This window comes from Glutamicibacter sp. NPDC087673 (genome assembly GCF_044743255.1).
Taxonomy (GTDB): Bacteria; Actinomycetota; Actinomycetes; order Actinomycetales; family Micrococcaceae; genus Glutamicibacter.
In genome coordinates this window covers 59,174-79,169 of record NZ_JBIUWB010000007.1, presented here as the reverse complement: position 1 = coordinate 79,169, position 19,996 = coordinate 59,174, and the positions used below count along the sequence as shown (strand labels likewise).

Annotated in this window: 15 protein-coding genes; 9 read left to right on the top strand and 6 right to left on the bottom strand. The window is 60.6% G+C overall.

Going from position 1 to position 19,996, the window contains the following annotated elements; translation table 11 throughout:
• Positions 1-32: 32 nt before the first annotated feature.
• The 3 genes from ACIOTL_RS16070 to ACIOTL_RS16060 all read left to right on the top strand — a co-directional run bounded on the left by ACIOTL_RS16070 (position 33) and on the right by ACIOTL_RS16060 (position 2,506).
• Positions 33-1,118, top strand: a complete 1,086-nt coding sequence (locus ACIOTL_RS16070; protein WP_105661617.1) for an App1 family protein — start codon at positions 33-35, stop codon at positions 1,116-1,118.
• Between the two features lie 2 nt (positions 1,119-1,120).
• On the top strand, positions 1,121-1,588 hold the full coding sequence (locus ACIOTL_RS16065) for a thioesterase family protein (protein WP_105661618.1): 468 nt from the start codon (positions 1,121-1,123) through the stop codon (positions 1,586-1,588).
• Between the two features lie 63 nt (positions 1,589-1,651).
• Positions 1,652-2,506, top strand: a complete 855-nt coding sequence (locus ACIOTL_RS16060) for a siderophore-interacting protein (protein ID WP_105657336.1) — start codon at positions 1,652-1,654, stop codon at positions 2,504-2,506.
• Positions 2,507-2,832: 326 nt separating this feature from the next.
• Here ACIOTL_RS16060 and ACIOTL_RS16055 read toward each other — a convergent pair whose 3' ends face one another.
• Positions 2,833-3,678 carry a DNA-3-methyladenine glycosylase family protein gene (locus tag ACIOTL_RS16055; RefSeq protein ID WP_400343629.1) on the bottom strand — a complete coding sequence of 282 codons (846 nt, stop codon included), beginning with the start codon at positions 3,676-3,678 and terminating at the stop codon, positions 2,833-2,835.
• A gap of 4 nt (positions 3,679-3,682) precedes the next feature.
• Positions 3,683-4,276, bottom strand: coding sequence for a DNA-3-methyladenine glycosylase I (locus ACIOTL_RS16050; protein WP_105657338.1), 594 nt, complete (start codon positions 4,274-4,276; stop codon positions 3,683-3,685).
• A gap of 81 nt (positions 4,277-4,357) precedes the next feature.
• Here ACIOTL_RS16050 and ACIOTL_RS16045 point away from each other — a divergent pair, with 81 nt between their 5' ends.
• The 5 genes from ACIOTL_RS16045 (at position 4,358) to ACIOTL_RS16025 (ending at position 9,468) form a co-directional block, all read left to right on the top strand.
• Entirely contained in the window at positions 4,358-4,729 is a 372-nt protein-coding gene (locus tag ACIOTL_RS16045) for a helix-turn-helix transcriptional regulator (protein ID WP_105657339.1), read from the top strand.
• Between the two features lie 2 nt (positions 4,730-4,731).
• The gene (locus ACIOTL_RS16040) at positions 4,732-5,658 is read left to right on the top strand and encodes a cation diffusion facilitator family transporter (protein WP_400343626.1); all 927 of its coding nucleotides are present in this window, start codon (positions 4,732-4,734) and stop codon (positions 5,656-5,658) included.
• 122 nt (positions 5,659-5,780) lie between these two features.
• Positions 5,781-6,530 (top strand): ABC transporter ATP-binding protein, encoded by a 750-nt coding sequence (locus ACIOTL_RS16035; RefSeq protein WP_105657341.1) that lies wholly within the window; start codon positions 5,781-5,783, stop codon positions 6,528-6,530.
• A 3-nt stretch (positions 6,531-6,533) separates the two neighbouring features.
• A complete protein-coding gene (locus tag ACIOTL_RS16030) occupies positions 6,534-9,029 on the top strand; it encodes an ABC transporter permease (RefSeq protein ID WP_400343623.1) in 2,496 nt (831 codons plus the stop codon).
• Positions 9,030-9,123: 94 nt separating this feature from the next.
• A complete protein-coding gene (locus ACIOTL_RS16025; protein ID WP_400343621.1) occupies positions 9,124-9,468 on the top strand; it encodes a DUF6176 family protein in 345 nt (114 codons plus the stop codon).
• A gap of 73 nt (positions 9,469-9,541) precedes the next feature.
• On the opposite strand, the gene ACIOTL_RS16020 is transcribed toward ACIOTL_RS16025, so the two are convergent.
• From ACIOTL_RS16020 to ACIOTL_RS16010, 3 genes are read right to left on the bottom strand one after another with little or no spacing between them, the layout of a single operon-like run.
• Entirely contained in the window at positions 9,542-12,868 is a 3,327-nt protein-coding gene (locus ACIOTL_RS16020; protein WP_400343618.1) for an ATP-binding protein, read from the bottom strand.
• A gap of 3 nt (positions 12,869-12,871) precedes the next feature.
• A complete protein-coding gene (locus tag ACIOTL_RS16015) occupies positions 12,872-13,558 on the bottom strand; it encodes a DUF4194 domain-containing protein (protein WP_400343615.1) in 687 nt (228 codons plus the stop codon).
• Positions 13,555-15,015, bottom strand: coding sequence for a DUF3375 domain-containing protein (locus ACIOTL_RS16010; RefSeq protein WP_400343612.1), 1,461 nt, complete (start codon positions 15,013-15,015; stop codon positions 13,555-13,557). The genes ACIOTL_RS16015 and ACIOTL_RS16010 overlap by 4 nt, the downstream gene beginning before the upstream one ends.
• A 245-nt stretch (positions 15,016-15,260) precedes the next feature.
• Between ACIOTL_RS16010 and ACIOTL_RS16005 the strand changes: the two genes are divergently transcribed.
• A complete protein-coding gene (locus ACIOTL_RS16005) occupies positions 15,261-16,499 on the top strand; it encodes a polysaccharide deacetylase family protein (RefSeq protein WP_400343735.1) in 1,239 nt (412 codons plus the stop codon).
• Between the two features lie 21 nt (positions 16,500-16,520).
• Here the strand turns inward: ACIOTL_RS16005 and ACIOTL_RS16000 are convergent, their stop codons facing one another.
• Positions 16,521-19,976, bottom strand: coding sequence for a TM0106 family RecB-like putative nuclease (locus ACIOTL_RS16000; protein ID WP_400343609.1), 3,456 nt, complete (start codon positions 19,974-19,976; stop codon positions 16,521-16,523).
• Between the last annotated feature and the right edge of the window lie 20 nt (positions 19,977-19,996).

The following is a 19,996-nucleotide window of genomic DNA, read 5'->3' as shown; positions in this document are numbered from 1 at the left end:
GTGCTTGGCGGTCGACATGAAAGACTGGGGCTATGAGTCATATTTCGGCTGATGGCGATGCCCGGCATGTAGCTTCGCGAATGGAAGACGGAGTGCATCGTTGGCGTGCACGGCGCGCCCTGGCCAACGGCCACCAAGCGGTAATCCTTCCCTATGTGGGATATGGCTCTACCGGACCGAGCGGCGGCTGGATTCGCGTCTTCGCCCGCGTTGTCCTGGCCAAGCCCGGCGCCTTTGAAGACGGGCAGCACCAAGCCCAGGTCATTGCCGATGGCATTCGCGGTTTCCGCAATTTCATTTCCCCGATCCTTCCCGGCGGCAAGGTCAGCATTGACGTTGGCGACCAGCGCTTCGAGGTCCAGGCTGACCGTGGCGGCGTCATCGATGTGAAGCTGGTAGTCGACCTGCCCGCGGGCTGGAATGAGATCCGGCTTCATGCCCACAACGGCGATGCCGCGCAGGCGAAGATTCTCGTTATCGACCAGGCGCAGAAGTTCGGGGTGATCAGCGACGTGGATGACACCGTCGTGGTCACCGCGCTGCCGCGCCCCATGCTGGCGGCGTGGAACTCCTTTGTGCTCTCCGAGCATGCCCGCGTGGCGACCCCCGGGATGGCGGTGATGCTCCAGAAGGTGCTGCTCGAGCATCCGGGAGCGCCGACCATCTATCTTTCCACCGGCGCATGGAATGTCGCGCAGACCCTGCAGCGCTTCATCTCGCGCAACCTGTACCCGAAGGGGCCGTTGCTGCTCACCGACTGGGGGCCAACAGACCGTTCCTGGTTCCGCAGCGGAATGCAGCACAAGGTTGACCAGCTGCGCCGCCTGGCCGAAGAGTTCCCGCACATTTCGTGGGTGCTCATCGGCGATGACGGCCAGCATGATCCGGCCATTTATGCCGAGTTCGCGCGCCGCTATCCCGAATTGGTCCGGGCTATTGTGATCCGCCAGCTGACCCCTTCGGAAGCGGTGCTAGCCGGCGGACGTTCGCATGAGCTGCGCCGAACCACCCCCGGGGTGCGTTGGGTCTACGAGCCGGACGGAGCCCGGATCCTTCGGGAGCTGGCCAAGTTGGGGATCGTGGGCAATGACGGCGCAAACCTGCTGAAGGAAGATTAGCCATGGAAGAAAGCATTCTGCGGGTGCAGGTCCCTATGCGCTGGGGCGACATGGATGCTTACGGCCATGTCAATAATGTCAATCTGATCCGGTTAATGGAAGAAGCGCGAATCGCCGGCTTTGGCGTGCCCGGTGGCACCGGCGCGCCAGGCTCGCAGCCGCAGGCCGATATCTTCTCTGCAGTGCCTGCCGGAACCCAGATCCTCGTTGTCGAGCATCGGGTGCGGTATTCCCGCCCGTTGGAATACCGCAACGTGCCGGTCAATGTCGATCTCTGGGTTGCCAATGTCAAGCCTGCCAGCTTTGATATCTGCTACGAGTTCCGTGACCCGGTGGAGGACTATTTGTGCGTCAAGGCCTCCACTACGTTGGCTTATTTCGACCCGGTGTCCTCGCGGGTGCAGCGTTTGAGCCCCGGAGAACGCGCGGCGCTCAGTGCATATGAAGGTCCTCCGACCTTCCCGAAGTAACCACTTGCGCTCCCGTCAATTAGGATTGATCTATCTACCCTTATTAAGACAGGAAGTGATTTTGTGTCCCAGCCGGCTGGTGATCGCCCGCAAACTGGAGGCCGACCTGCGCGCCCCCAGGTCCTCCTGCAGGTCCTCAAGCGCGAGAATATCGCACCTCATCTGGTGCGGCTCACCCTTGGCGGTCCAGGCATCTGCGATTTCGCAGACAAGCCGGTGACCGACCGCTACGTGAAATTCCTGTTCGCGAAGCCGGAACTGGGCCTTGAATTGCCTTATGACATGGAAGCGCTGCGTGAGCGGCTGGCTCCTGAGGATCTGCCGGTTCGCCGTACCTATACCGTGCGCCGCAGCGATATGCAGGCGGGAACCATCGAGGTCGATTTCGTGGTCCATGGCGATGAGGGCCTAGCAGGTCCTTGGGCGCGTGACGCGCAGATCGGCTCATCGATCTGCTTCTCGGGCCCGGGCGGAATGTTTGTCCCCAAGGATGAATTCGATTTCCACTTCTTTGCCGGAGATGAAACTGCCATTCCCGCCATTGCGGCCTCCTTGGAGTCCATGGCCCCGCAGATGCGGGGCCTGGTGGTCATCGAAGTTGCCGACGAGGCTGACGAAATGCAATTGCAGGCGCCGGCTGGCGTGGAAATTCGCTGGATTCACCGCGGTGCCGAATTCTCCCCTGAAACCACGATCCTGGAGTCCGTGGTCCGGGGGATTCCATGGCCCGAGGGCCGGGTGCAGGTCTTTGCCCACGGTGAGCGCGAAGTCATGAAGAAGCTGCGCGCATACTTCTATGACGAGCATGGCGTGGACCGCCGCGACATGTCGCTCTCTGCCTACTGGGCCTTTGGCCGTGCAGAAGATGCATTCCAGGCCGAGAAGCGTACGGAAGTTGGCAAGATCTTCGCCGACTAGTCTTTTGGCGCGGACAAAATCGAGCAAGTTAGAGCGACCTAAGAAATAAATCGAAAAATTACGCAAACAGGGCTTGACGTTATTACTGGTTCTTAGGATATGCTTATTCCAGAGCTTCTCCCGTGTGTGGTCGGGAGAAGCGTCAAGCTTGACCGATATTTATCGGCTAGTTCGCTGCTTGCCGGGGCTGCTCACCTCGAAGCAGCGAGCGGCGTAGCCGGCTTGAATAAGGGGAATGGAGAATCGGCTGACTTGCTCAGTCGGCCGATTCGTCGAAAAGGGAGCTTATCAGGATTGCACACCTTGATAAGCTCCCTTTCTCGTTGCTATAGCTTGGCGGCGTCGAAGGACCACAGCAGCAACGTGGCCAGGTAGCCCGCACCCTTCGGTGGAGGCGCCACAGTGACGCCGCGATCATGAAGCTTGCTCATGGCTCGGCGAACTACTAGATCCGACTCCAGGAAGATCTCTGGATCCCGCAAACCCCGCAGGGCAAGGTAATTGCGCGTCCATGGCCCCACGCCGCGCAGCACTTGGAGCTGCTCCAGGAATGCCGGCACGTCTCCGAGCAGGAACTTTCCACTGTGCTCGAACCATTCGGCTACCGCGTGCAGCGCCGTTGCCCGCGGCAACGGGCAGCGAATGATTGCGCGCAATTCCCCAGGCGTGCAGGCGGCCGTTGAGGCCGCTGTGGGGAAAGCCCGAAGGCCCGAGCCCTGCTGCTGGCCCAATGCGCCGACGTAGCGCCCGCCGAGGGTCCGTGCCGCCGCCAAGGACACCTGCTGTCCAATGATCGTGGTGGCCAGGGCCTCGAAAATATCCGGGTAGCTGATGAGCCGCAAGGAGGGGGAAGCCATCGCGAGCGGCTGGTAGCAAGGAAGGGCCTGGAGCGCTTCATAAGCAGCTGTGGTATCTTGCTGCAGTCCAAGCCAATGGTTGATGATCTCCGTGAGGCGCGCAATGGATTCAGTCGGGGCGTCGTGGGTGAGCGATACGCCTGCAGGATCCAGGCTCAATGAAACTTCAACCAGGTTCCCGTCCAGCTGCAGGACGCGGTGCAGCTGGGCCGCAGCGGCATCCAGCCGCTCCTGGGCAGGCAGCGAATGCAATTCCAGGACTGCCAGTGCGTGGCCGACGTCCAGAATTCCCGTTGCCGGTAGGCGCAGTTCCATGACCTCAGGCCCAAATGCCGGAAGTGCCGCGGCGGTGCGATCCGACCAGATGGGTATCGACCATGCCGATGGCTTCCATCAACGCGTACATGGTGGTCGGGCCCACGAACTTGAAACCCCGCTTCTTCAGCGCCTTGGCCAGTTCCTTGGACTCGGGGCTTTGCGTGGGTACTTCAGTGAAATTACGCGGAGCCGGGGTCTGTTCCGGCTTGAAGGACCACACGAAATCCGAGAGGCCGCCCTCTTCGCGCAGCATCAGGGTCGCTTCTGCGTTGGCGATCGTTGCGCGGATCTTGAGCCTATTGCGCACGATCCCGGCGTCTTCCATCAGGCGATTGAAATCATCCTCGGTGAACAATGCGACCTTCTCGGGATTGAAGTGCTCGAAAGCGCGGCGGAACGACTCGCGCTTGGAGAGGATGATGGCCCAGGACAGGCCTGACTGGAAGCACTCAAGGCTCAGCCGCTCGAAAAGTCCCTCTTCGGAGGTGATCGGCATGCCCCATTCGGCGTCGTAGTACGTGCGGAGCATGTCATTCGAGGCGGCCCAGCGAGGGCGCGCCAATCCGTCTTCGCCAACGATGAGATCTTCAGTCATATTTTCATCTTGCCATCCATCGCGATGCGCAGTTGGCCATGCAACGTTCCGTTTCGCGGCAAAGTCACCTATCATCGTTATATGGCGATAATAGAGTCAGATATCGATGCATCGGAAATCCGCAGCGGCAAGCTGCAGTTCGCTGCGCTCTTCCACGCGCTCGCTGACCCGGCACGGCTGCTGATCCTGGACCATCTGCGCACCGGGGAGCATAAGGTCAGGGAACTGACCGAGCATTTGGGCCTTGCCCAAAGCACGGTCAGCGCGCATCTGTCCTGCCTGAAGGACACCGGCCTGGTGCACGTCCGAAGCCAGGGCCGGGCCAGCATCTACTCGCTGGGCCAGGGCGAAGCACTTGACGCATTGACCGCTGCCGCCTCGGCGCTTCTGCCGCAAGAGGCATCCCATCACCATTGGGAAGAAGCGCACAGCATGGATCCGAAGAAAGGCTGAACTTGGGACACGATCACTCTCACGGGCACTCCCATGATCATTCCGGAGCAAACCGAACCCGCCTGGCCTGCGCCTTCGCCATCACCGCTACAATCCTCGTCGCCGAGGTTGTTGGCGCTATCGTCACCAACTCGCTGGCCTTGCTGGTCGACGCAGCGCATATGCTGACCGATACCCTGGGGCTGTTGCTGGCTCTGACCGCTGCCAACCTGATCATGCGCAAGCCGACGACCAAGCGCACCTGGGGATTCCGCCGCGCAGAAGTCCTCTCCGCCACCTTCCAATCGGCATTGCTGCTGGCTGTGGGCATCTATGCGGCCATCGACGCCGTGCGGCGGCTCTTCACCCCTGCAGAGGTCCAACCGGAGGGACTGCTGGCCTTCGGCATCATCGGCCTATTGGGCAACGTCATCTCCATGTGGATCATTTCCGCCGGGCGCAATAGCAACCTCAATATGCGTGCGGCTTTCCTGGAAGTAGTCAACGACGCGTTGGGCTCGGTTGCCGTCATCATCGCCGCGCTGGTTATCACCTACACCGGATGGATGGGCGCCGATTCCGTGGCCGCCCTGGTGATCAGCGCCCTGATCGTTCCCCGGGCCATGAAATTGCTGGGGGAAACCACCCACATCCTTCTCGAATCCACGCCTAGGGGCCTGGACCTGCTCGGGGTCAAAGCGCATTTGGAGGCATTGCCCGGGGTGATTGCGGTGCACGATCTGCACGCCAGCCAGATTGCCTCCAACCTTCCGGTGCTCACCGCCCATGTGGTGGTCGAGGACTCGATGTTCTCCGCTGGGGTAGCCGGTGGGCTGCTGCGGGATTTGCAGCAGTGCGTGGCAGATCATTTCACCGTGAGCGTTGAGCACTCGACCTTCCAGATTGAGCCGGCATCGCACCAGGAAACCGAACGCGAACATGGCTGCTAATCGGTAACCTGCGGGGGCAGAGCGTCCGCGGATTTGCTCATACCTTGGTATGACGCACCCCCGGGAAACTAGGTCCTGATGGTGGATACGGGTTTGGCTAGGCGCTTTGTAGTATTTCTAATATGACTTCTGAGACTCTGCCAAAAACCGAAAATGCGGTCGCTGCCCGCGGCTTGACCAAGACCTACGGGCATGACAGCACCCGTGTTGAGGCCCTTCGCGACGTAAACGTTTCCTTCGAACGATCCCGCTTCACCGCCATCATGGGCCCATCGGGCTCCGGAAAATCCACGCTGATGCACTGCCTGGCCGGACTTGATACCGCCGACTCCGGTGAAATCATCATCGGCGGCAAGAACCTGCTGGAGCTGAGCGATGACCAGCTGACCGAGATGCGCCGCGAGCAGATCGGCTTTGTCTTCCAGTCTTTCAACCTCGTGCCAACCATCACCGCCAAGGACAACATCCTGCTGCCATTGTCGCTGGCCGGCAAGAAGCACGATCGCGACTGGTTCAACACCGTCATCCAGGCGCTCGGCCTGGGCGACCGCCTGAACCACAAGCCGCATGAACTTTCCGGCGGCCAGCAGCAACGTGTCGCGGTAGCCCGAGCACTGCTCACCCGGCCGGAAGTGGTCTTCGGCGATGAGCCAACCGGCAACCTCGATTCGCGTACCGGCGCCGAAGTGCTGTCCTTGATGCGCACGTCCACCCGTGAAATGGGCCAGACCATCATCATGGTCACCCACGACCCGGTGGCCGCGTCCTATGCAGACAATGTCTTGCTGATGAAGGACGGCACAATTGTCGGATCCATCCAGGAGCCAACCGTGGCTACCGTAACCGAGGCCCTGGCCTCCTTGGCGGAGTAAGCAATGCTGCACGTAGCACTTTCGAATATCAAGACCTATGCACGTCGATATATCGCCGTCATCCTGGCTGTGGCCATCGGCACCGCCTTTCTTGCCGCAACGCTTTCGGTGAACTCATCCACCCAGGCGACACTGAAGAACTCGCTCGGAGACGCCTACAAGAACGCCGATCTGGTGGCCTACCCCGATTGGGACCTGGTTCCCGGCGCCGAGGAATTGACCGAGCTGAGCCTCAAGGACATCGCAGATGTCCGGAACCTGCCTGAAGTTTCCACCGCCTATGGCCTGGCCTACGCCGATGGCCTGCTGCGCACGGCGGACAACAGCTACGGCGTGTCCGCACAGCCAGTAGATCCCGACCAGGGGCTGGGCGGCATGGAATTGATTGAGGGCCGGGCGCCCCAAGGTTCCAACGAAATCATTATTGATGCTTCCCACGCCAAGGAAATGGGCGTGTCCATCGGGGACGTCGTGGCTCTGGAAAATGGCGCGATCTCGCCGGCGAACTACAACATCGTGGGCATCCAGCGCTCGACCACCAACCCGCGGACCTCGGCCTACGCCTTGGCCGGCATGAGCGAGAAAGCGTGGCAGCACTTTTCCGGCGGCCAAGCGCTGATCACCGAAATCGTGGTCAATGGCGACGGCTCCGACGAGTCATTGAAGGCAGAGCTGGAGAAGCTGTTTGCCGGCAAGAAGATGGCTGACATGGCGGTGGCGACCGCCGATGAGAAGGTCTTGAACGAAGTCGCCCAGTTCACCGGAGGCACCGACCAGCTCAGCGTGATCCTGCTGGTCTTCGCACTGATTGCACTGGTGGTCACCGGGCTGGTTGTGGTCAATACCTTTGCCGTAGTCATTGCCCAGCGCACCCGCGAACTGGCACTGCTGCGCATCCTGGGCGCCAAGCGCAAGCAGATTCGAAGCTCGGTGCTCATCGAAGCACTGCTCATTGGCATTCTTGCCTCGATTCTCGGTGTCTTGCTCGCCGTCGCACTGATGGCGGGCCTGATCCAGCTGCTGCACGTGATGGTGCCGGAGATGTCCTATGCGGCGTTGGCCCTGACCCCGCAGGGATTGGCCATCCCAATTCTCGTCGGCGTGCTGATGACTGTGGTCGCAGCGAGCCTGCCGGCTCGACGGGCGATGAAACTCGCACCGCTGGCGGCCTTGCGCCCCTTCGACGCTGCCAGCGTGAAGAACCGTGCCGGCAAAGCCCGGATCATCTTCGGATCGCTGTTCGTGGTGGCCGGCGCCAGCTTGCTGGCCTACGGCGCGATCCAGGGGGATCTGGTAGTCGCCTTCCTGGGCGGCCTGGTTTCCTTCCCGGGGATCCTGATGCTGGCTTCGCTGTTCGTGCCGAGCAGCGTTTCCGGGATCGGCAAGGCCGTGGCTGGCAAATCGACGGCGGGAAAGCTCGCGGCCCTGAACGCCGTGCGCAACCCGGGCCGAACCACCGCGACGGCAACGGCACTGCTGATCGGCGTGACCTTGGTGTCCATGATCATGGTCGGCGGCCAGACCGCCAAGGCCAGCTTGAACAACGCTGTGGCCGCAGAATTCCCGGTCGACATGATGGTCTCCTTCTATGACCGCCAAGTTTCAGGCGCCGAGACCAAGAGCATGCTTGAGCAAATCAATGGCGTGGACGGGATTACCGCCAGCTCCAGCTTCACCTCCGGATATGCGGATGTGGACATGGGAACCGATGAAATGTTCAACGCCGAGATCATGTCCGTTGATCCCACGAGCTTCGCTGACGTTGCACTTGATCCGAATATCGTGCCGGCAGATGGCGAAATCGTCTATGTGCTGGGTAGTCCCGAAAACCCGACGGTGGAAGTTGGCGGGCAAACGCTGGCAGTGAAGAATTCCGAGGCAATGCTCTCAGGAAATATCGTCACCGAGCAGACTTTCAGCAAGCTGGAAATCGATGAAGCCAATCAGTACTCGGGGATCCTGATCAAGGTGGATTCCGACGTCAATGCAGCGGGCGTCAACGAACTGGTCACCAAGGTTTCTGCCATCACCGGCGTTGAATCATCAATGATCAATGGCGGTGTGGTGATGAAGTCGATGTTCTCCCAGATCATTGACGTGTTGCTGATGATTGTCTCTGCCTTGCTGGCAGTGGCCGTGCTGATCGCCCTGATCGGCGTAGCCAACACGCTCAGCCTCTCGATCCTGGAACGCACCCGGGAGAATTCCCTGCTTCGTGCCCTGGGCCTGAAGAAGAAGCAGCTGCGCGGCATGCTGGCAACCGAAGCGGTACTGATTGGCGGCGTCGCAGCCCTGCTCGGCTTGGTGCTGGGCGTGGCCTATGGCCTGCTTGGAGCCCGCTCGGCACTCGCGTCCATGGGAACGATGACCTACGAGATCCCATGGTGGCAGCTCGCACTGGTCCTGCTGATCAGCATCGTGGCAGCGCTCTTCGCATCGGTGACTCCGGGCCGCCGCGCCGCAAAGTTGTCGCCGGTTGAAGGATTGGCCGTCGAATAGCCGGTAGCCAGCCAAAGACAGTGGTCCTGAAAGCCAAGGCTTTCAGGACCACTGTCTTTTCCGCAGGTGCGGCTCAAGCCCATAGGCTGTAGACATGAAAATTGAACTCACTCGATTCCGAGTTCTGCCAGGCAAATCAGCGCTAGCTGATGAATGGCTGGAATTCCTGAACAGCAATATGCCCGCGGTGCTTGAAACCCTGGAAGGCGAAAAGATGTACGTGGAGACGATCTTCAGCGAAACCCTGGATGGCGTCGACTACCTCTACTGGCACAGCATCCAAGGCGAGGGCGGCGCCGCGGTGCAGGACTCTGCACATGAAATCGACAAGGTGCACCTCAGGTATTGGAAGCAGTGCATCGATCCAGGCTTCGCACCCCAAGAGCTGTCCCCGCGGGTGGTCATGATCCCTGAACGCGTGCAGCGCAGCATGGTCTAGAGGCGAAGCACCAAGGCACGAGGTCCAGAACTCGCTATGGCGAATTCTGGACCTCGTGCCTTGTTCTGGATGTTCAGCTGCGCAGGGTAATCGTTGTGGCCATGGCCGGGGAACGGCCGGTGGTCACGAAGCCTGAGATATTGGAGCCAGGGTGCTTGATGATATCCGTGATGGATCCCAGATGGCGGCTCAAATCGATCTTGTCCTCGGGGGCCGCGAGCACCAGATGGAAACCGAACTCCTGCAACGCGCGTATGCCTGCCGCTGCATATTCGGAGTTGGCTTGAATGAACGCCTCGTCGATCATCACCGTGCCGTAGGAAGTGAACCCGGCTGAAGCGAAGCCCAGCTGGTAGGCCAGGGCAGCACCCATGATGAAGGATGTGAAGCGCTGGCCTTCGCCGCCGGAGAGCGTCCCGGGTTCCAAGCCGGTCTCAATCTCCCCATTGGGCTTGTGCTCATTGCAGCTGATCATCACATGCTGGCGGACATCGAGCACGGTCGAACGCCATGAAGCCATCGCCGGGTCGCTGAGTGCGGTAACCAGTGCCTCCAGCGCTTGGTAGGAGCTGGCCAGGGTGGATTCGTCCTTGGTGGTGTAAGCCTCCTGCAATGCGTCCTTCAGGTCCTTGCGGAAGGTACCGGCCTCAACTGGAATCGCATTTACTGCTTCCAGGCGAAGGACCGACCCATGCTCGAAAGTCACCTCTGCCAGAATCTGGTTCAGCGGCTTGATGCGTTCGGAGATCATCCGGCGCTCTTCATCCAGCAACTGCAAGAGGTCGCTGAAGCGTTCATAGGAACGGTTCGCGAAGTATTCGCGGAACTGCGCCTCATGGTGCGGCAGGCCGTCGGCCACGATCTGGTCGTGCAGCTGCGCGTAGTGCTCAGCTGCTTCAGCGGTGGTGCCATGGGTTTGCGCATGCGAGGTGCCGAATTCACGGGCAAAACGACGGAAGGTTTCGCTCAGTGCACCACCGATTTCCTGGCGCTGCGACTGCAAGGAATTGACCTGGCTGCCCAACTGGAGCTTGACCTCGGCAAAGGCTTCGCTGATTTGTTCACTGGCAGGGCAGTTCCCTGCAACCACTTGCTGGAGAACCGGGCCAAGCAGCTGATGCTGGCGCAGCGCGGACGGGATGCTCTGCTCCCATCCGGTCCCCAAGTCATCGCTGGTGGACAGGATCTGCTGTGCACGCTGCACCTGCAAGCCAAGATCTGCAATGCGTGAACGAACCAGTGCGAGGTCCCCGACCAGGGTTTCTGCCTCGGCCTTCGCCGTTTCGATTTGCTGGCGAACCCGGGAGGAGTCCCCGGACAATGCCAAGGCATCGCCGAGCTTCTGCTCGCTGCGGCGCAACGCTTCCAGTGCCTCGGACGCGTCGAACTGGCCAAAAGTCCGCTCATCGGCAATGAGGGCCTGCAAGATCTGGGTTTTGGCCACGATCTTGTTCTTCGCCGCACTGCGTTCATCGGCAGCCTGGTGGGCCTGGACGATTTTCTCATCCAGCCGTGCTGCCTTGGACTGCAACTCGGCAATCTTCGACTCGTTGGTGAAGCCCAGCAGGTACTCGGAAGCAGGCAACGTGCGGGTATCGCGCTCGAAGCTTCCGGTTCCGGATTTGATGGTGCCGGCCGGGGTTATCGCCTTGGGGTGCACATGCATGGCTGCATCGTTCTCAACACAGGCCAATGGGTAGTCGGCGGTGATCTTCGCCTTCAGCCAGGTTCCGGCTTCGCCGGGCGCGAAGTCCAGCTTGGCCACCAGGTCTGCCGGGCCGGCTTCAGCGGTGCGCGGCGGCTGGGAAATGTCGCTCCACCGCACGCGGCCCAAGCCGTCGAGTCGATCAATGGCGTGGGTGACTTGGGTGAGCAGCTCCCCGGGAACCAGCAGCGTGCGGGCCAAGGAGTGCAAGGCCTTTTCAGCGGCCAAACGCCAGGTACCGGCATCGGCCGAAACATCCATGAGCTCGCCAGCGAAGGGAAGCTGTTCTTCCTTGAGTGAGCAGGCCGAAGCGATGGCACGGCGGGCGGCAATCGAACGGTCATCGATATTGCTGGCCCGGCGCTGGTAGGAGCGGATCTGGTCAGCCAACGTTTCTGCGCGCTTGCGCAGGTTGACCAAGGTGGCCATGGCCTCGTACTCAACGGTCTGGGCATCATGCGTAATCGAGCTGAGCTGCTGCAAGGTACGTGCCGCGTTGGCCCGCAGCTCATCCAGGCCGGTGGCTGAGAATTCGAAGGCCAAGCCAGCATCCGAGGCCTGCTGCTGCAGGGTCCGGATGACGTTCTCCTTCTCGCTCAATGCCTTGCGAGCCACATCGGCCTCGCGCTCCAGCAGCATCAGGGAAGCAGAGCCCGCAGAGTCGTGGGCAGCCTCCAGCGACGCCAGCTGGTCATCGAGCTTTTCCTTGCGCTGCCGCAGCTCGGCCTCTTCGGCTTTGAGCTTGGCCAGTTCCGTTTCGTGGGAGTTCAGGTCATTGCGCAGCACCAGCTGGCGGACCTGGGTTTCCAGGGTGTGCACGTCGCTTTCCAGCAATTGCCGGGCGGTGGCGATCTGTCCAGCCAAGGAACGGTAGGCCTGATCCTGCTCCGGCACCTGCGCGAGCACGTCACGCTGGGCGCGGGCGGTATCCAGCTGGCGGTAGATGCCACGCAAATGGGCAAAGTCTTCCACTGCTGCGGACGCGGCCTTCAACGTGGCTGGTTCTTCCAGCACTTCGTGGCGGAAGAACTGGTTGACGCCCTTGGCCAGGCCCTTGCCATTTTGCAAGGTGCGCAACAGGGCAAAGGCCTTGTCGCTTTCGACGCCTAAACGGCGGCGCAATCGCTCGATGAACGCCTTGTGGGTATCGAATGCCTCGCTCGGTGCCAGGGCCTTGGACAGCGAGGACACGGTGAAGCGGCGCGGGCCGTGGTTTTCCAGCTCCGCAATATTGACCTTGCCTTCGCACAACAGATAGTGCTTGGAGACCTGTCCTTCCAGGCCGGCATCGGGCAGATCGAAGACCGCGCCGGCTGTAACGGTGTTGCCCATGCCATCGTCGTAGCTGAGCACGATGGCGCTCCACGTCGCGCCGGGGCGCTGGTAGACAGTGCCGGCGCTGGTTTTGAACTTGCGCCCGCGCATGTAGGAGAACGTGGTGCGGCGGTCTTCGCGGGTCGCCGCGTCATTGGCCGATTCGTTCAGGCGGGGCGTTGCAAAGAAGACGTGGCCCATCGCATCGAACAAGGTGGATTTGCCCACGCCTGGATGGCCGGTGACCAAGGTGCCGGCGCGGTCCACGGCCAGATCATGCAAGCCGTGGAAGGTTCCCCAGTTAACTATCTGGACCCGGCTCAGACGATGCTGGCCTGGGTTGAGTGCCCCGCCCAGCGGGAGAGTCATTTCAATGCTCATCGGTTACTCCTGCACCAACTCGGGGGTCTGCTCTGCGAGGTCATCAGCTTCTTCGGCTCCCAGGCTGAAAGCTGGATCATTAGCGTCGATTGCCGCGATGTAGCGTGGTATGTCCTGGATATTGGTGATCGGCAGCGACATCGCCAGGGCCGGGGAAATGCGGAACTCGTTCTCCAGCTCGGTGCTGGTCAGCAGGCGCAGAGCCTGCAGGCGGGTGACCGCAGCATCGCAGGATTCGGCAAAGCGCTTGTCATCGCGGTCTGAGGTCTGGCGGTGCTCGGCCAGGATCTCGTGCATGCCCGCACGCGAAATCACGGCATCGCTGCCGCTGCCCGAATGCTGTTCGAGCAACAGCCGCAGCCGCAGGGCGAGCAGGGTTTCATCACGCTTCAGCGGACGGCGCGGAGCGATAGGGGAAGTGTGGACCTGTTCAATCTGGACGGGGGCAAGCATGGCGATCTTGCGGTCCATGTCCAGCTGCAGTGCCAAGAAGATCTCGGAGAAGTAATCGCTGATGCTCTGCTGCTGGTCCAGCAGCAGCTGCCAAGCCGAGGCATCGATGGACCCATCAAGGTACGGGCCGCGCAACAACCGGACCAGCAGCTGGCGCAGCGGCAGCGGGAACTTCCCGGTATCGCCCTCGAACAACGGTTCAGTGATCGGTGCGGCGTATGAATCGCTCTTGGTCATAGCGGCTCCTTCGTAAAGCTTAACGCGGGCAGGATTGCGGTTCGCATCGAACCATCGAGTTGCTGGAAATGGATGCTGAGCAGATCGCTCTCGTTCAGCGATTCGCCATTGGTGCGCCCGATTTCCACGAGGGCACGAATGGAATTCAAGTGCCGCTGCTCGGCATCCAAGGATTCGAAGACTTCATCCAACCGGATCGAGCCGGAACTGGACTGGCCCAGATGCCGGGTGATCGATGCACGCAGCAATGGCATGTCCGCCTGGGGCGTCGAGGGATTTCGTACAATGTCGGCTTCGCTGAATTCTGGCGCTTGAGCCAGCGGAGGCGGAGCCACATGCTCGGATGGGTCGTAGATTCCAAGACCGGAAAGGGTGACGAACTGCGGAGCGAAGAGCTCCATCGGGGCCAAGCCGCTGCGGGGTTTCAGGCTCATGGACTTGCTGATCGCCAGTTCAGCTTCGCGGACCGCTTGGCGCAATAGCTCGGCCTGCTTGTAGTCCTCGGACTGCACGAATGCGTGCAGGGATTCAGAGAGCTTGCCATAGGAGGCATGGACTTCAGCTGCCTGGCGGCGCAATTCACGCAACAGGTTAGTGAGGATCTGGCGTTCGGGCGTTTCCAGATCATCTACGAAGTCGCGGTCCAGGACTTCGGCCAAGGCGGCGCGGAAACGCTGCTGCGCTTCCGGGGAGTTCAGGAATTCAGTGAATCCGCTGAAGGTTTCGCCTTCGGCAGTGGAACGCAACTGACGGTCAGCTTCAAGAACCTGGCCCACAGCTACGCCCTTGGCTGTGGAGGCATCCAGAATGCCTTCACGCAATGAATGGAGCATATCCTGGACGCCGTCGCGCATGCGTCGGAAATCTGCTGGCAAACTCGATGCCAGATCGAGTACGGAACGGGTTGCCGACAACGCGGTCGTGCGAGAAAGCACCGCCGGGTCATCCCCGCTGCGCAGCTGGTCGATTTGGGCTTGGCGCAGCGCGATCTGGGATTCGAGGGCACGGATACGTGCTTCGGGGTCTGGATCGGTTTCGTGGGCCAGCGATTCCAGGGAAGAAAGCAACGTGTTCAGGCGCGACGAGTTCAAATGCGAATCGTCGGTGGAAAAATCCGCCAGGTAGCGCAGGGTGCGCAGGGTCTGCGCACTGGGTTCATACACGAAGCGCCCATCAATCAGCGGACGAGCCAGAATTCCCTGCTTGACCCATGTCTCGGCGAAATCCTGGGCCGAATACGAGGCGGGAATCTGGTCATCGCTCTTGCGCGCTTGCTTCAGGAAGGAATCCAAGGAGGCATGGAAAAGTTCCAATGCGATCCGTGAACGGTCTGCGGTGAACTCTGCGCGGATGAAGGCCACAGCCCACGGCTGGGCGGTCAGAAGCCGATACGCTGCCGAGCTTTTGAACTGCTGGGACTGAAGCCACAAACTATTCGCGCGGTGCGAGGGCTGCATGTACTTCCTTGATCTTTGGGACGCCTAACCAATCAATTCTAAATCATTGGACTCCTTCCAAAATGTGAGCTCCCTAAAAGCTGAATGTTAGACATCGCTCAAGTTCGGTAATTCATCATGAAAGGGTGTTGCCTCCAGCGCTACCTGTGTAGGGTCGAAATAACCAGATGACAACTCGTTTTCTTCCGGCCTGGCGGGCACGGTGGAGGTCACGGAGGTCGCAGCCATTGAAGAATCTACGATTGGTGATTTCGCTCGGGTTGGCGCTGGGCCTTGCCGGGTGCAGTGCTGCACAGGAGCCGCCAACGGCGGCCCCGGATCCTGCTGCCGTTGAAAAGGCTGAGCAGGAAGAAGCACGAGTGGACGGCGTGAGAGCCGAGATCAACCGGCTAGCTGACGGATACGACTATGACGCGGCGATTAAACTCGCCAAGAATGACAGCGCCGAACAGCTGAACCAGATGGCCAGCGGCCTAGAGGAAGAGAAAGGGCAGGTTTCAGCTTGGGAAGAGCCGAAGAACATACCTCACCTGTTCTTCCACTCGCTGATTGTCGATCCCGGCAGGGCCTTTGACGAAGGCAGCAGTTCGCAGGGGTACGCCGACTACATGGTGACCCAAAAGGAATTTGCAGCCATCCTCGACGAGCTGTATGCGCGTGATTATGTCCTGGTCAACCCGGAAGATTTCGCCTCGCTCGACGACCAGGGGCAGATGGAGTATCGGGATATCATGCTGCCCCAGGGCAAGAAGCCAGTGGTGCTGTCCCTCGATGACCTGAGCTATTACGAATACATGGAAGGTGATGGCTTCGCCAGCAAGCTGGTGCTGGATAAGGACGGCAAGGTCCGCAACGAATACGTCGATGCGGAGGGCAAAACGCAGGTTGGCGCTTTTGACGTCACCACGATGGTCGATGACTTCGTAGCTGAACATCCCGATTTCACGTATCGGGACGCTCGCGGCCTGATCGCAATGACCGGATACAACGGCGCATTCGGCTACCGCACCTCTGCCAGCCAGTATCCCCAGAGCAAGACTCTGGAAGCTGACCAGAAGAAGGCGGCGGAGATCGCAGAAGCGATGAAGAACAGCGGTTGGGTTTTCGCGTCCCATTCGTGGGGGCACATTGCCACCGGGACGGTCAGCATGGATCGGCTCAAGCGGGACACCAAACTGTGGAAAGCCGAAGTGGAACCGATCGTGGGAAAAACCGGGCACTACATCTATCCTTTTGGATCGGATATTGCCCGGACCCAGCGTTACGCGGGGGACCGGTACCAGTTCTTCAAGGACCAGGGGTTCGATTACTTCTACGGCGTTGACGGTACGACTCGCACATGGATGCAGCAGGGTGATGAGTACCAGCGGCAGATGCGCATCAATGTCGATGGGTTGCAGTTCGCCAAGGAACTGCGCGGTGACCGGCCAGTCCTGGGAAGTTTCTTCAAAGTCGAGGATGTGATTGACCCGGCGCGCGAATGACCGGGCCAATCCATCATCAAGCTACAAAGCCATGAAGGCACCGAGCTGCGAGAGCGCCGATGGGTTGGAAGGCAGATAATCGGTGAGCCTTTCGCTGCGCACGATGATGGCCTTCCATTGGCCGCGGGAAATCGCAACGTTGATGCGATTGCGGTTAAGCAGGAATTCGATGCCACGCGATGCATCGGTGGCGCTGGAACATGCCATGGTCATCAGCACAACTGGTGCTTCCTGTCCCTGGAACTTGTCAACCGTACCCACCTTGACCGCCGATAGCCCTTCAGCTTCGAGGACATCGCGCACCAGATTTACCTGGGCATTGTAGGCAGCAACTACCAGGATGTCAGCGGCGCCCAAAGGACGGGCAGGCTTGCCTGCCCCCGGACTCCACATCATCCCCAGATGCTCGCGGACCAATCGGACAATAGCCCCGGCTTCTTCGGCGCTGCTGACCGTATTGCCTCGATGTTCAACGAACACCGTCTCGACCCCGGCCGGTGTGCCTTCGAGCTGCCGCAACCCGGCGGCGTCTGCCGAGAACAGCTGGTGGTCATAGCTCAATGCCGAAACCTTGGCGCAAAGCGCTGGATGCATTCGCCATGAAGCTGCCAGGAAGTACCCTAATTCGGCTGGCAGCACGGGTTCGCCGCCGGAAAGCCAGCCGAGCGCCGATTCGTCCACCGGCTGAGGATGAGTGCCCTGGGTTACCTGGGGCAACTGCTGGGGATCACCGAGCAGCAGCAAATTGCGGGCTGCTCGTGAAACCGCCAAGGTATTGGCCAGTGAGAACTGCCCGGCCTCATCGATCACCAGCAAATCCAGGCTATCCGCGGGGACTTTCGAACCGGTCAGCGTCCAGGCAGTACCTCCAATGAGCCCGCCGCCCGATGCGTGGAGAACTTCAGTCAAGGAATCCTTGGACGTGCCGGCCCAGGGGACCGGATCATCGTGCTTGACTTCCTTGGCTACTGCCTCGGGATCGACCCCGGCCTCCACCGCTTTCCGCAGGACGTTTTCAACTACTGCATGGGACTGGGCAACCACGCCAATCTTCCATCCGTAATCAACGAGTTCACGGATCACATGCGAAGCGACGAAGGTCTTGCCGGTCCCCGGAGGGCCTTGTACCGCAAGATAGGAATTATCAAGATCCTTCAACGTCTCGACCACGGCAGGATAGATCTGCGCCTGTCCATCAACCAGGGCTGGATCCACCGGTGCCGCAAGGGTTTTCAGGCGTGGCGGAATCCGCCGCAGGATGTCGATGCCCGGCCGTTCCGGAAGCACCGGTACGGTGGAGCCCACCCGCTGGGCGATCTCCTTGAGCGCTGCATCGATGCTCATCGTCGCCAACGGCTTATCCGGAGCCAATGCGCATGGATGGGCACCGTAGGCAGGGATCTTGCCGCTGGTTTTCTCCGCAATGGTAATCCAGCCCGGGCCGAGCTCGACTACGGTGGCGTTGAATGCGCCGCCGCGCACGGAGTCGTCAACGGCCATGCCTTCAGGCAACGGAGCATCAAACATGGCGAACACTGATGAGCCGGGGGAGAGCAGGGATCCTTCCGCCAAGGTTCCCTGCAATCTCGTCACGCGCGTAGAGGTGCGCGCCCGAGGGGTGGCCTTATGCCAATCCTCGAGTACTTCCGCAGTGTCCACAATGAACACTCCCCGGGCGTCGCTCCAATCATCCATTGGCGCGGACAAGCGGTCGAAGTGTTCCCACCAGAACTGCTTCTTTTCACGCCGGTTGTAACCGGTCGCAGCGGCGACCATCGCGATCGCGCGGTCATCGTTGCTCAGCGCGTGGGCGTGGGGAAGCTGCGCAAGGTAGTTTTGCAGCCGAAGCTCTTCGGCGGTGGGCTCGTATTCGTCTGCGGCCGGGCCTGGCACAGGCATATCCGGCAGGGTGCCAGGCGCCTCATCGCTGAGCGAAAGCAGCCAATCCCGCAAGCGCAAAGTGGAAAGGCAGTCGTACTCGTTGTAATCGGCAATCGACTCGAGGATCGCTTCAGCGGCCCCGTCGTTCTTCGAATCCCGCGCCAGCATGTACTGGGCATAGGCGACCACCGATGCTCCGGCATCGGTGACATCCCCGGAGCGAAGGTGCTCTCCCATGTACAACGGTTCAAGCTTCTTGATGGAGTATGAGCGGGTGGAAACCACCAGGGCGTTACGCACGGTCTCGTAGAGATCGACAAGCAGGTTCTCACGCAGCCACTGGTCGACTTCGTCCTCACCGGCGATATGCACCTGCGAGAGCTTGCGCAGGGCAGTTTTCTCATAGGGCGCATAGTGGTAGACCTTCATGCGCGGGAACCGCTGGCGGCGTTCTTCGACATAGGCAATGAAGTCCAGGAAGGCTTGGCGTTCTTCGGCGCGGCTATGCGCCCAGAAGGGTTTGAACACCGGCACCCCGGTGTCATATTCGATGACGCCGAAGAGGTATTCCAGGCCCCAGGAGCCGTCGGAAGGTTCCTGGTAGAGCGGGTCGCCCTCGAAATCGAAGAAGATGTCGCCTTGATCAGGCCGCGGCAGCGAAGAGATCGGGCCTTCGTTCTTCACCCGGTAGGAGACGCCGTGGACCATGCCATCGCTCTGGGCCAGCCCCAGCTGCATTCTGGCCTGCTCCGCGGCACGGTGCAGCGAGGTGCCTGGTTCAGCTTCTAGCCCGGCGAGCTGGTCAATGGTGGAAATGCCGCGGGCGCGAAGTTTTTCTCGCTGCACCATGGACATGCCAGCGACCAATAGCAGGTCGCGGGTTTCCTGGGCCTGCTCTTCGCAATAATCGCAACGGCCGCATAAGCGCAGTTCATCGGAGTTCCACCGAACTGGCTGGTTGGCCGCACGGTGTTCCTGCACCATCTTCACGAATCGTTCACGCTGGGCCCGGAAGACTGGCAGCACTTCATCAACCCGATGCACCGAATGCGTCCCGTCGCCGAGGACCAGCGTTGCCGAGGTGGACACGGGGAGCCCTTCTGCCAGCATCTGATCCGCGTAGGCTGCGATCTGGAGCAGGGCACTGACCCTTGCATGGCGGGCGAGCTTGGTATCCCATACGGCCCAGGTGCCGTCCTCCTGGCGGACCAGGAAGTCGGCAAAGCCAATGAAAGCCCCATCGAAGAAGGTGGCCTGGAAAATGACATCGGCGCCGTTGCGAAGCACGTGCATGGTCGCCTCGTGGGCTGCCCGAAGACCGGCCGCAGACATCTGTGGGCGATCAGTGAATTGCTTGACGCCGGTTCCCGTCGCCGGGTCGTATTCGCCATAGGCAGCTATCAGGTCTTTGAGGACGTTCTGCTCATGGGCGTCGCCGAGCACCGCTGTTCGTTCCAGCATCTCGTCTCGTGCCTTGTCAGGCTTGGGACGCAGGCCGAGTTTCACGTCCAGCAGGTACAGGGACTGGTAATTGCAGTCAACGGAGACTGACAGGTCACTCGCTGAGAAGATGAACGCATCATCTAGAAAGAACACGGGGCCTGGGCCTTTCGTTG